We start from the raw sequence: 12,676 nt of genomic DNA, 5'->3' as shown, positions 1-12,676 counted from the left end.
ACACCTGTCGTCGAGTGAGCCTGTAAGGAGCCTTGTGAGCACCCTCGGTAGTTTCATCTGGTCGATCGCCGATCAGCTTCGGGGTCCCTACCGCCCCAACCAGTACGGCAACGTGATCCTCCCGCTCACGATCCTGCGTCGCCTCGACTGCATCCTTGAGCCCGACCTTGAGACGGTCCGTAAGTTGGCGGCGAAGTACGACAACCCGAACCGCCTCAGGATCGAGGTCAAGAAGGCGACCGGCCGACCGTTCTACAACACCTCGAACTACTCCTTCGCCAACCTCCTCAAAGACGCCGACGGGTTGGCCGACAACCTGGTCGACTACATCGACCGGTTCTCACCCGACGTCGACGTGTTCGAGTACTTCGACTTCAAGAAGGAGATCCTCGCCCTGGAGAAGGCGGAACTCCTGCGCGAGGTCCTCACGTCCTTCAGAGCCATCGACCTGCACCCGGACGTCGTCTCCAACGCCGACATGGGCGACGCGTTCGAGTACATCATCCGCAAGTTCAACGAGGCCGCGAACGAGACCTCGGGTGACCACTACACCCCGCGGGACGCGATCCGGCTACTGGTCGACCTGCTCTTCGCTGAGAAGGATGCCGACCTCACCGATGCAGGCATCGTCCGCACGCTGTATGACCCCACGGCGGGCACCGGCGGCATGCTCGCTCTGGCCGAGGAGCACCTGCTCGCGCACAACCCCGATGCGAAGCTCAGCCTGTTCGGCCAGGAGTACAACCCGCAGTCGTACGCGATCTGCAAGTCCGACCTGCTCGCCAGGGGCCACGACGCGACCAACATCGCCTTCGGTAACACACTGACCGATGACGCGTTCACGGGACGCCAGTTCGACTTCTGCATGTCCAACCCGCCCTACGGCGTCGACTGGAAGCAGTACGCGAAGGCGGTCACGAAAGAGCGCGACGAGGCCGGCCCCTACGGCCGGTTCGCCCCCGGCCTCCCGTCGACCTCGGACGGGCAGATGCTGTTCCTGCTCCACCTCGCCCACAAGATGCGCGCCCCGCAAGATGGCGGTGGTCGGACCGGGATCGTGATGAACGGCTCGCCGCTGTTCAACGGTGCTGCCGAATCCGGCCCCTCCAACATCCGCAAGTGGTTGCTGGAAAACGACCTGGTCGATGCCATCGTCGCGCTGCCGACCAACATGTTCTTCAACACCGGCATCGCCACCTACATCTGGATCCTCGACAACGACAAGCGCCCGGAGCGCCAGGGCCAAGTCCAGCTCATCGACGGGACCTCGTTCTGGACCAAGATGCGCAAAAACCTCGGTTCCAAGGGCCGCGAGATCAGCGACGCCGATCGCGACAAGGTCGTGAAGCTGTACGCAGACTTCGCCGACGCCGACCCGGACTGCTCCAAGGTGCTGCGCATCGACGAGTTCGGCTACTGGACCATCACCGTCGAGCGCCCGCTGTTGGGAGAGGACGGGAAGCCGGTCGTGGACCGCAAGGGCAAGCCCAAGCCGGACACGAAGAAGCGCGACACAGAGAATGTCCCGTTCACCTACGGTGGCTCAACTGCCAGTGCGGACGGAAAGGACGAGGTCATCCAGGCGTACTTCGACGCCGAGGTGAAACCGCACGTCCCCGACGCTTGGATCGACTGGGCCAAGGCCAAAACCGGCTACGAGGTCCCCTTCACCCGCCACTTCTACAAGTACGTCCCACCCCGGCCCCTCGCCGAGATCGACGCCGACCTGGAGAAGCAGGTCGCCAAGATCATTGACCTGCTGCGGGAGGTGGAGGGGTGAGCAGTCGATACGCCGAGTATGTCAATTCGGGCGTGCCTTGGATTGGTGACGTTCCAGCAAGCTGGACAACGACACCACTGTGGTCGATGTTCGAGCGGATCAAGGATGTTGGGCACCCCGAAGAACAGATGCTCTCGGTGTTCCGCGACTACGGTGTCGTTGCGAAGAACTCTCGGGACAACATCAACAAGACTGCCGAGAACCGGAACATCTATCAGCTTGTTCACCCTGGGTGGCTGGTCACGAACCGGATGAAGGCATGGCAAGGTTCAGTCGGCATCTCGGGCCTGCGAGGAATCGTTTCGGGACATTACATCTGCTTTGCACCTCGACACGATGCAGACTCCCGCTACCTCAACTGGCTCTTCCGGAGTCCTACCTACGCGGCTGGCTACGCGTTGCAGTCTCGGGGCGTAAGGATTGGCCAGGCGGAGATCGACAACGATCACTATCGAGTGATGCCTGTTCTACTCCCGCCGATCGACGAGCAGCGCGCCATCGCTGACTACCTCGACCGCGAGACCGCCCGCATCGACACGCTCATCGAGGAGCAGCAGTGGCTGATCGAACTGCTCCGCGAGCGACGCACGGCTGCGGTTACAGCGCTATTGGAGTCACTTGGGAGCATGACAAGACTGAAGCACGTTTCCACGGTTCAGACTGGGGTCACACTGAGCGGTGAGGGTGATCCTGCCGCCCCTGAATGGCCGTACTTGCGTGTTGCAAACGTCCAGGTCGGATATGTCGATCTGCGGGAGATCAAGAATGTCCGACTTCTACCTTATCGAGCTGCGGCGTCGATGCTTCAGCCTGGAGACGTCCTTATGACCGAGGGCGGGGACATCGACAAGTTGGGCCGGGGAGCGCTCTGGCGCGGCGAGGTGCCGAACATGTTGCATCAGAATCATATCTTCGCTGTCAGGCCGAGCGAGGCGCTCGACTCGGAGTTCTTGGTGTTCTGGCTGGATGGTCCAGTTGCCCGAACGTACTTCCGTACGACCGCAAAGCAGACGACGAACTTGGCAGGCACCAACAAGTGGACCCTCGGGAACCTGCCTGTCCCGGTGCCGCCGCTGAACGAGCAGCGTCGAGTGGTTGAGATGCTCGATGAGCAGACCGCGAAGATCGATGCGCTGATCGCTGAGACCGAGCGGTTTATCGAACTGGCCCGTGAGCGGCGGGCGGCGTTGATCACGGCGGCGGTGACGGGGCAGATCGACGTGCGGGAGATGGCGTGATGGCGGACCACCATGAGGGCGTCTTCGAGACCGAGATCTGCGAGTACCTGGACGATCACGGGTGGCACTACTCAGCCGATGACACCGGATACGACCGGGAGAGGGCGCTCTTTCCCGAGGACCTGTTCGCCTGGCTGGAGGAGACCCAGCAGGCGGCGTACGAGAAGGCCTTGAGGGCGGCGGGGTCGCAAGCGAAGTTCCTCGATGTGCTGGCCACGGCGCTCGACAAGCCCCTCGAACACGGTGGCGGGATGCTGAACATCCTGCGCAACGGGGTGCAGTACATCGGTGGTGGCCGGTTGAAGATGGCGCAGTTCCGACCCGAGACCAGCCTGAACGCGACCACGAACGAGCAGTACGCGACGATGCGGGCGCGGGTGATGCGGCAGGTGCACTTCTCCACCGCTGACCAGCGGAGCATCGACCTGGTGTTCTTCGTCAACGGGCTCCCGGTCGCCACCGTGGAGTTGAAGACCGATTTCACCCAGTCGCTGGATGAGGCGGTCAACCAGTACCGCAAGAGCCGGAACCCGCTGACCAACGGCCGGCCGGAGCCGCTGCTGTCGTTCGGGCACCGGGCCCTGGTGCATTTCGCGGTCTCCAACGACCTGGCCGCGATGACCACCAAACTGGAGGGCGAGAAGACGCATTTCCTGCCGTTCAACATCGGTCACGACAGTGGCGCGGGGAACCCGCCCGGCACGGGCGGGCGGTCGGCGACGGCGTACCTGTGGGAGCGGGTCTGGGAGAAGGATGCCTGGCTCATGATCATCGGCAGGCTGATGATCATGGAGACCAAGGAGGAGTGGGATGTCGCCACCGGCACCTCGGTGCGGCGGACGAGCATGCTCTTCCCGCGGTTCCACCAGTGGGAGGCCGTGACGAACATCGTGGCCGCGGTGCGCGAGGAAGGGGTGGGTCAGCGCTACCTGATCGAGCACTCGGCTGGGTCGGGGAAGACGAACACCATCGCCTGGACCGCGCATCGGCTGGCTCGGCTGCACGTGAACGACGAGAAGGTCTTCGACTCGGTGATCGTGGTCGTGGACCGCACCGTGCTCGATGGACAGCTCCAGGACGCGATCCGGCAGATCGACGGGTCGGGGAAGATCGTGGCCACGATCAGCCCGGAGGACGTCCGCAAAGCGGGGGCCAAGTCGAAGTCCAGGCTGCTGGCGACCGCGTTGACGAACGGGGAGCTGATCATCGCGGTGACGGTGCAGACCTTCCCGTTCGCGCTCGCCGAGATCCGGGCCGACAAGGGCCTCAAAGGCAAGCGATTCGCGGTGATCGCGGACGAGGCGCACTCCTCGCAGTCCGGGCAGATCTCTTCCAAGCTCAAGGCCGTGCTGACCGCCGAAGAGGTCAAGGAGATCGAGGAGGGCGGCGCCGTCGACGTCGAGGCGATCCTGGCCTCGGAGATGACCGAGCGGGCGGAGTCGAAGGACATCTCCTACCTCGCGTTCACCGCGACGCCGAAGAACAAGACGCTGGAGCTCTTCGGCCGCAAAGGGCCGGACGGGAAGCCGGTCGAGTTCCACCTCTACTCGATGCGGCAGGCGATCGAGGAGGGCTACATCCTCGACGTGCTCAGGGGCTATCAGTCCTATGACACCGCGCTGAAGATCGCCGGCCAGGCCGAGAGCGGCGATGGAGACGAGGTGGTGGACGAGGCCGCAGCCCGGAAGGGACTGATGCGGTGGGTGAAGCTGCACCCGACCAACATCAGCCAGAAAGTGCAGATCATCGTCGAGCACTTCCACGCCAACGTCGCCCACCTGCTGGAGGGCAAGGCGAAGGCGATGGTCGTGACCGACTCGCGCAAGGCTGCGGTGAAGTACAAGAAGGCGATCGACGCCTACATCGCCAAGCGGGCCGCCAAGGACGCCTTGTACAACTACCGCACCCTGGTCGCCTTCTCCGGCTCGGTGACGATGGCCGAGGACGAGGAGTGGGTCTCGGACTGGGGGCCACAGCCGAGCCAGGACGACGAGTTCACCGAGGCCAACCTGAACCCCGGCGCGGGCTCGGACCTGGCCGCCGCCTTCAAGGGTGCGACGTACAAGGTCATGCTGGTCGCCAACAAGTTCCAAACCGGATTCGACCAGCCGCTGCTCTCGGCGATGTACGTCGACAAGAAACTCTCCGGGGTCGCCGCCGTGCAGACGCTGTCGCGGCTCAACCGCACCCATCGCACCACGGGCGGGGAGCAGAAGCGCAAGACGTTCGTCATCGACTTCGTGAACAAGCCGGAGGACATCCGGACAGCGTTCGAGCCGTACTTCACCAACGCGACCCTGGAGACCGAGACCGACCCGTACGTCGTCTTCCACCTCTCCACCAAGCTCGCCCAAGCCGGGATCTACACGCCAGAGCAGGTGCGCGAGGTCGCTGAACTGTGGGTCACCCGGAAGGGCAACAACGCGCTCTCGGCTGCGATCAGCCCGCCCAAGAACGAGTTCGCCCGCCGCTACGCGGCTGCGATCGAGGCCGAGGACAAGGTCACCCTCAACACCCTCGACCTGTTCCGCAAGGACGTCTCCACTCTCGTCCGGCTCTACGACTTCATGAGCCAGATCATCGACTACGGCGACCCGTACATGGAGATGCTGTCGATCTTCCTGCGACTGTTGGAGAAGGTCATCGCAGACTCATCCTGGACCGCGGAGGTCGACCTCTCCGATGTGATCCTGGTCGGGGTCCAGCACAACAAGAAGATCGCCGTCGACATTTCCCTGACCGGCGACGGTGAGCTGAAGGGGATCAGCGCCGCGGGCACCGGCACCCGGAAGGAGCCGAAGTACGTCGCGCTCCAGGTCGTCATCGACAAGATGAACGACCTCTTCGGCGCCGAGTCGTTCACCGCGTCGCAGGTCCGTGAGTTCGTGCAGGGACTGGTGCAGCGGCTGCTCGCCTACCCGGACCTGATCAACCAGACCAAGGTGAACTCGAAGAAGCAATTCATCGAATCGCAGGACTTCCAAGCTGCGGTCACCGAGGCCGTCGTCGACAACCAGGAGGCCCACAACACCATGGCTGACTACTTCTTCAGCGACGGACCAGCCATCAGCGCTGTCATCATGGCCCTCGCGGACGCCTTCTACGAGGCAGCGATCGATCAGCAGACGGACGCGTGAGCGGCCTGGCCCCGGACAGGGACGGCCGGCGCCAGAGTCCAGCAGTGTGGGCGGCCGAACCGTCAAACGGCCAACGCGGGGCCCATACCCCGTAGGAGACCAACGGGAACAGGCGTGACCTGGGGGTTCGCGTTTCGGGCCTTCGCTGACCTCACGGCAGGAACAGGGCTGACCTGCGGAAACGCTTGATCAGCATGGTGCCCCCGGCGGGAGTACCAAAGGATGGGAACAGGGCTGACCAGCGGTTTCGTACCGGCAGCCTAGTCGTTGAGTCGCATTTCGAGTTGTCTTCGCACCGGTGACGGCCAACCTGGGGCGGGACAACCGGCCCCGCCCCAGGTTGGCACGACCGACTGTTAGAAGCTGCGCGGAAGGTCTCACGCTGCTCGTGTCCAGCCGGTCGCGCTGGCGGATCGTGCCTGAACGACTTCGCGTTCGCCATGCTGGTGCTCACCTGTGGTCGCGAACCTTCTCCGCAGGCCAGCCGATGAATTCGGCGATCTCTTCGTCGGATGTACTCCGCATGGAGATCCAGTCATCCAATGCCTCGCTCAAGCTGCTGGGAATGCCGTCGGTGACGGGACGAGGTCCAGGCTCCGACTCGATCTGGTCGATGTGGAACCACATGCCGTCGGGATCGAGTCGGTCAGTCGTCGCGTCGTAACCTTCGAGGCCATCGTCGCCGCGGGCGAGTCGTTCACCGGTTCGCCAGTCGAGGATCTCCCATGAGTCCTGCCCTGTCTGGCCGCCGTCGACAATGCGATGACCTTTAGCCTCCAACGCCTCGATCTCGGCATCTTGTCGCCGCGCGTCTTGGGCTTGCCCCGACAACAACGCCCGAACGTGGGCGCGGACGGTGTCGGTACGGTTCGGCATAGGTTGGCGAGGATCGCCTATCTCGTGAGCGGCGCGCGCGTAGTTCGTGCCGGACTCAGTCATGTGCTGTCGCACCGCTCGGGTGCGAGCTCTGTTGGATTTGGTCATCATGCGCTCCCCAACGGGACTCCCACGCCGCCCCACAAGGTTGGCAGGCGATTCAAGTAGCACGCTGCGTCGGAGACGGCTTGTCCTCGGTTGCCGGCTGTGGCGTGGGCGTTCCGGCTCGGAGTCGGGCGGGGCGTGACCGCCGCGCACGAGTATATCGGGAGACCCGACGATCACTGGCTCCGAGTAGGAGGTCACGTGCGAACTACCTGCGTTCGCGCAGCGCGGTGAACGGCACGAACTGGTCGACCAGGTGGAGCTTGTCGCGGCGGCCGTCGGCGTAGCCGATCTCGTAGTTGACGATCCCGTACCAGTCGCCTTCCACGCTGGGGAAGCGGCCATGAAGCCGTCCGGTTACTACGCCCGTGAGGTCCAGCCCGGTCACGATGACGTGCCGTGGTGCGTCCGCTGGCCGGGGGAAGAGGATGTCCAAGTTGACCCACACCGACGTGAGGACCGGCCTGCGTCCGTGGATGTCATCGCCCTCCCAGCGCGTGAACGGGCTGTTGATCACGACACACCCGCCTACCTCGCGCCGGTCGCCGCCCGCACGTGGTGGATGAGGTCGCCGTAGGGTTGGTCGTCCAGTTCGGCGCGGTCGGGGCTGGCGTGGCTGCTGGTCAACCGCCAGCTCGCGTCGACTCCGGGTGTCGCTGCGCAGGCGGGGCAGTCCACGCGGACCTCGCCTCCGGCAGAGATCGCTCTGCTGACTCCGGGGACGACGATGTGTCGTCCGCCTTTGCAGGTGGCGGGAAGGACGGCGATCGTCGTGCCGGTCTGATCGACTCGGTAGCGCAGTGCGCCGTCCGGCGCGGGGGTTGAAGGCGGCGGAGTCACGTCGGCAAACTACCACCAGGCTCGCACATATGTTCGACTCGCCTGGAATCTAGCGGCTCGCCGCAGGGCATCTGCACCGTGCGCGCCTGGCTATCTTTGTCGGTCACGCCGGAGCCAAGAAGCACTCGGGCCGGGCGTGTCCGGGAACGAATCCGGCGGAGACTGTCGTGATGGAGGTATGACTCAGATCGACGAGCGGACCGGCCGAAGCATGGAGCAGCAGGTGGCGGACGGTGAGGTGAGCGGCGAACAGGAGCCGACCCCAGCCGAGGTGCTGGAGTGGCGCCGCGACGACGTGTTCCTCCCGGAGGCGGACGCTTGCCCGGAGGAGTACCCGCACCTGCGGAATATCTCGGCCGGGTTCATCTTCGGCGGCGTGGTCCGGCCGCTCGAACCGGCTCCGCCGGAGTACGTGACGCTCCCGGCCGCCTACACCCTGCCTGAAGAGTTCCTCGCGATCGCGCAGTGGAACATGCTGTGGGAGGCAGCCCAGTTCCGGCGGCGCTTCTTCGACCTGGACGACCTGCCGGAGCCGATGGCCAGGATCGCCGACCTCGGCGACGTCAACGTCACCTTCGTACCTCGGACACGGGCGCGGTACTTCGAGTACGCGCCGCTGTTCCACCTGCTGCCCAAGCGCGTGCTGGACATGTTCGGCCTGCCGTTGCTGCGGGGCGGCCAGTGGCCGTTCATGGCCGACTGGTCGGGCATCGACGACTTCCTGCCGCCCGATTTCGAGGCCAGGCTGGCTCGCGCGTGGGCGTGGACGGTGTGGCCGCACCTGGTGTCGGGGTCGAAGATGAAGGCGTTCTCGGCCGACGACCCGATCCGGCTGCTGGCTCACAACCTGGATTTCTGGGTGCCCGCGGTCACCGCCACCATCCAGGAGCGCCTGCGGGACTTTCCCGAGGTGGACAAGGGCAAGACGCCCGGCCCGGTCACCTTGGAGGACGGCAGCGTGCTCGCCGGGGCCGTGGCCGGCAATCCGCGGATGGGCGGACAGGTCTGGTTCGGGGAGGACGATGCCCGCGACGCCGTGGTCGAGACCGTGGAGGCCGCCGACCGGACCGGCCGGCTGCGCGGCATCCTGGACGCGGTTCGTTCCCACCGGGTCGAGGACGACTTCTCCAGCCACTGGTCGTACGCGCGCGAAGACTTCGAACGCAAGCTGCACGGGAAGCGGCGCAAGGTGACGGTGAAGTTCGTCGAGCTGACCGACACCATCCCCGTCCAAGGACCGGAGAGCGAGGTGCTGGGCAACCTGATCACCAACGACTTCCTCACGCTCCTGGATGGCCGGAACCGGCAGATCGTCGTGCTGCTCAACAGCGGCGTCACCAGCAAGACCGAGATCGCCGACGTCCTCGGGTATGCCAACCACAGTGCCGTGTCCAAGCGACTCGCGCAGATCCGCCGCGCCGCCGAGGCGTACTTCGACGAGAACTGACTCGCCCAGCTCGTCCCGGCCGCCCGGTCGGCGTCACCCGTGCGAGTGATCATGATCGTGGCGGAAGTCGTGCTCAGGCGGGGTGCCGCCCCACCAGCGCCTCACGAGCGCCTCGGTCCCGCTCTGGTTCAGATCTTGCTGTCGCCGGTCTAATCGCCGACACCGATCGACTCAGTCGTCTTCGGGCAAAGCGGGCGAACTGCCGCCCGTTGGCTTGCCGGAGTCGGCCAGGGTGCGCAGCAAGTCGGGCTCGTGATGACGAGCCGGGGCGGGGAGAACGGCACGGTGATGGCGACGCAGGAGGCCGCGCACGAGTGGGGAGCGGCGGTCGATGTCAACGTGCCGTCCCTGTCTCGGATCTATGACCGCTTGCTTGGCGGCGGACACAATTTCGCCTCCGACCGTGCGGTGGCCGCCGCGATCACGGGCTTGGCGCCGGGCTACGACGTGTTCGTGCGCGAGAGCCGTGGCTTCGTGCGTCGCGCGGTGCTGCACATGCTCACTGCCGGGATCGAGCAGTTCCTCGACCTGGGCGCGGGCCTGGGTGGCGTTCGCCATATGCACGAACTCGCCCAAGCCGAGCGGCCCCGGGCCCGTGTCGTCTATGTCGATCGCGATCCGGTAGCCGTTGCCAGTCTCGAGCTGATCATTCACGCGGACGATTCGAGCACTGGGGTGATCAAGGCCGACCTGCGGCACGTCGACGAGGTGCTCGACCACGCCGTGACGACTCGGCTGGTCGATCTGGCCCGCCCAGTGGGCGTGGTGGCCGGGTCGGTGTTGCATTGCCTGTCCAACGCCGAAGAGGTTGCCGCCACCTTGGCCGGGTACCACGACCGGCTGGCGCCCGGCTCGCTGTTGGCCGCCTCGCACGCCGACGGCATCGTCCTCGGGCTGGAGACCGCCGCCGCGGTCGAGGATTATCTCGCCAGGGCCGGGATCACGCTCGTGCACCGAAGCCGGCGGGAGTTCGCCGACCTGCTGGGACCGTGGCAGCCGCACCCGGACGGCGTGGCACCGATCGGCTTGTGGCGACCGGACGGGCTCACCCTGCCGATGCGCGAGTGCTTGTGGGGCAACGCCGTGCTCGCTGGCCGCCGCCCCGAGCCGGCGGAGCGTGCATGAACGAGGCCGAGCACATCAACACCGTCTCCGGATCGGTCCACGGCCACGTGCTGCAAGCCCACACGGTCACCGCCGACACCATCGTCATGCACGCTCCTGAGCACCGGATGCCGGTGCCCCGGCAGCTTCCGCCGCCCGCCCGCACCTGGGTCGACCGCGCCGATGAATTGGGGCGGCTGGACCGTCTGCTCATCACGGCGGGCCCGACCCGCGTGGTGGTGACCGGCCTGGGCGGGGTCGGCAAGACCGGCTTGGCGGTGCGCTGGCTCGACGCGCACCACGACCGCCACTCCGACGGCGTGCTGCACGTCGACTTCAACGGCTGGAGCGGCCACCCGCCACCGACCACACCGCAGGTCCTCGCCGGATGGCTCCGCGCGCTCGGTATCGCCGCCGACGACCTGCCAGGCGAGGCGGCCGAACTGGTCGCGCTCTACCGGACCCTCACCGCCGACAAGGCGATGGCCGTGCTGGTCGACAACGCCCGCTCCGCCGAGCAGGTGCAGCCCCTGGTACCCGCCACAGCGCGCGGCACGATCCTGGTCACGAGCCGCCGCCGCCTCGCCGGGCTGGCCCTCACAGGATTCCGCCACCTCGACCTCGACTGCTTCCCCGCCGCCACCGGCGCCGCGCTCCTGGCCGGCCTGCTCGACGAGGACCGGCAACCTCTGGGCGAGGACCTGCTGCGCGCTCTGGCCGCCCGCTGTCACGGGCACCCGCTGGCCCTGACCATCGCCGGGGCCCACCTCGCCGCGCATCCCCGGCGAGATCCGGCGCGCCTGATCACCCGTCTGACCCACCTCGCGGAGGCGTCCGCCGCCTCGGACCCGCACGAGCTGTCCGTCGAAGGAGTGCTGCAGATGAGCTACGAGGACCTTGACGCCCCCACCGCCCGGCTCTACCGCGGCCTGGCCGAGCACCCCGGCGTCGAGTTCACCGTCGAACCGCTCGCCGCAGGGCTCGACCTGCTGATCAGCGAGGCCGACCGCGGACTCGGACGGCTGGTGGAGGCCAACCTCGTCACCGAGACCAGCGACGAGCGCTACCGGCTGCACGACGTCCTGCGCGAGCACGTGCAAGCCCTCGCCGAGCAGGACGACCAGGCCGAGCGGCTGACGGTGCGTCACCGGATGATCGAGTGGTACCTCCGGCGCGCAGCGGCAGCCGACAAGGTCATCAACCCCTTCCCTCGCCGGTTCAGCGACTTCTACGACGACCTCGACACGGGCGTGTTCGCCGACGCGAAAGCCGCCTTGGAGTGGGCCGACACCGAACGCGCCAACCTTCTCGCCGCTCAGCAGGTCGCCGCTGACCAGGGCTGGACGGAGCTGGTGTACCAGTTCGGCGAGGTCCTGTGGAACCCGCTGCGCCCCAACTACACCGCCGGTGAGCTGGTGCGCTCACAGTTCCTCGGAGCCAACGCCGCCGCCGACGCCGGACACATCCTGGAGGTCGTCTGCCGCACCCGGCAGGGCTTCGGCGAGACCAACCTCGGCCACCACGAGGCCGCCGTCGCGATCTGCACCATCGCCGTCGAGCGCGCCACCGAAGTCGGCGACCCGTGGCTGAGGTCCGGCGCGCTGTCCACCCGAGCCCGCGCCCACCTCAAGGCCAACGACCCGCACGCCGCCCTGCCGGACCTGCAACAGGCCCTTGACATCGCCGACGAGATGAACGACGCCCGCAGCATCGCGCTGCGGCACCGCCGCCTCGGCGAAACCGCGCTACATCCCAAGATCGCCGACGCCCGGCTCGCCGCCCATCACCTGCGGCTGGCGGCGAGCATGTTCACCGACATCGGCGACGACATCGGCCACGCCCGCACCGTCGTGCACCTGGCGCGGGCACTGACGCTGAACGGGCAAGCCGTCGAGGCGGTGTCCGAGCTGGCCGCGATCGAGCAGGCCGTGCGCGACTACGGCGCGGTCGGCTACCTCGCCGACCTGTGCGCTGTGCTCGGCGAGGTCCACGCCGCGCTCGGCGACACCGCCGAGGCCCACCGCTGTTACGGCGAGGCCATCGACTACTACACCGCCGCCGGCCCCGGCGCCGATAAGAGCAAGGCCGCCGTCATCGACCGGCGTGCCGCCCTCGACCAACCGACCGCCTGAACCGCGAAAAGGAGCGA

The 12,676-nt window shown here is 66.5% G+C and carries 8 protein-coding genes; 6 read left to right on the top strand and 2 right to left on the bottom strand.

Features of this window, described 5'->3' with window-relative positions; translation table 11 throughout:
• Nucleotides 1–34 precede the first annotated feature (34 nt).
• The 3 genes from RM788_RS18860 to RM788_RS18850 are packed head-to-tail and all read left to right on the top strand — an operon-like array spanning nt 35 to nt 6,155.
• Nucleotides 35–1,780, top strand: coding sequence for an N-6 DNA methylase (locus RM788_RS18860; RefSeq protein WP_315933005.1), 1,746 nt, complete (start codon nt 35–37; stop codon nt 1,778–1,780).
• Nucleotides 1,777–3,018, top strand: a complete 1,242-nt coding sequence (locus RM788_RS18855; RefSeq protein WP_315933004.1) for a restriction endonuclease subunit S — start codon at nt 1,777–1,779, stop codon at nt 3,016–3,018. The genes RM788_RS18860 and RM788_RS18855 overlap by 4 nt, the downstream gene beginning before the upstream one ends.
• The gene (locus tag RM788_RS18850; RefSeq protein ID WP_315933003.1) at nt 3,018–6,155 is read left to right on the top strand and encodes a type I restriction endonuclease subunit R; all 3,138 of its coding nucleotides are present in this window, start codon (nt 3,018–3,020) and stop codon (nt 6,153–6,155) included. The genes RM788_RS18855 and RM788_RS18850 overlap by 1 nt, the downstream gene beginning before the upstream one ends.
• A gap of 450 nt (nt 6,156–6,605) precedes the next feature.
• Here the strand turns inward: RM788_RS18850 and RM788_RS18845 are convergent, their stop codons facing one another.
• Nucleotides 6,606–7,094 carry a hypothetical protein gene (locus RM788_RS18845; protein WP_315933002.1) on the bottom strand — a complete coding sequence of 163 codons (489 nt, stop codon included), beginning with the start codon at nt 7,092–7,094 and terminating at the stop codon, nt 6,606–6,608.
• 250 nt (nt 7,095–7,344) lie between these two features.
• A complete protein-coding gene (locus RM788_RS18840) occupies nt 7,345–7,653 on the bottom strand; it encodes a hypothetical protein (RefSeq protein ID WP_315933001.1) in 309 nt (102 codons plus the stop codon).
• A gap of 501 nt (nt 7,654–8,154) precedes the next feature.
• Between RM788_RS18840 and RM788_RS18835 the strand changes: the two genes are divergently transcribed.
• The 3 genes from RM788_RS18835 to RM788_RS18825 all read left to right on the top strand — a co-directional run bounded on the left by RM788_RS18835 (nt 8,155) and on the right by RM788_RS18825 (nt 12,659).
• Complete coding sequence (locus RM788_RS18835) at nt 8,155–9,423, top strand: sigma-70 family RNA polymerase sigma factor (protein ID WP_315933000.1); 1,269 nt, start codon at nt 8,155–8,157, stop codon at nt 9,421–9,423.
• Between the two features lie 288 nt (nt 9,424–9,711).
• Nucleotides 9,712–10,548, top strand: coding sequence for an SAM-dependent methyltransferase (locus RM788_RS18830; RefSeq protein WP_315932999.1), 837 nt, complete (start codon nt 9,712–9,714; stop codon nt 10,546–10,548).
• Complete coding sequence (locus RM788_RS18825; RefSeq protein ID WP_315932998.1) at nt 10,545–12,659, top strand: hypothetical protein; 2,115 nt, start codon at nt 10,545–10,547, stop codon at nt 12,657–12,659. Before RM788_RS18830 ends, RM788_RS18825 begins: the two co-directional genes overlap by 4 nt.
• Nucleotides 12,660–12,676 lie beyond the last annotated feature (17 nt).

It is taken from the genome of Umezawaea sp. Da 62-37 (genome assembly GCF_032460545.1).
Classification (GTDB): Bacteria; Actinomycetota; Actinomycetes; order Mycobacteriales; family Pseudonocardiaceae; genus Umezawaea.
Note: the sequence above shows the minus strand (reverse complement) of the source record. Positions and strands in the feature narration are given on the sequence as shown.

Coding starts and splice junctions, on each gene's coding strand:
- RM788_RS18850 (WP_315933003.1), top strand. CDS start 3,018: ATGGCGGACCACCATGAGGGCGTCTTCGAGACCGAGATCTGCGAGTAC.
- RM788_RS18845 (WP_315933002.1), bottom strand. CDS start 7,094: ATGACTGAGTCCGGCACGAACTACGCGCGCGCCGCTCACGAGATAGGC.
- RM788_RS18835 (WP_315933000.1), top strand. CDS start 8,155: ATGACTCAGATCGACGAGCGGACCGGCCGAAGCATGGAGCAGCAGGTG.
- RM788_RS18830 (WP_315932999.1), top strand. CDS start 9,712: ATGGCGACGCAGGAGGCCGCGCACGAGTGGGGAGCGGCGGTCGATGTC.
- RM788_RS18825 (WP_315932998.1), top strand. CDS start 10,545: ATGAACGAGGCCGAGCACATCAACACCGTCTCCGGATCGGTCCACGGC.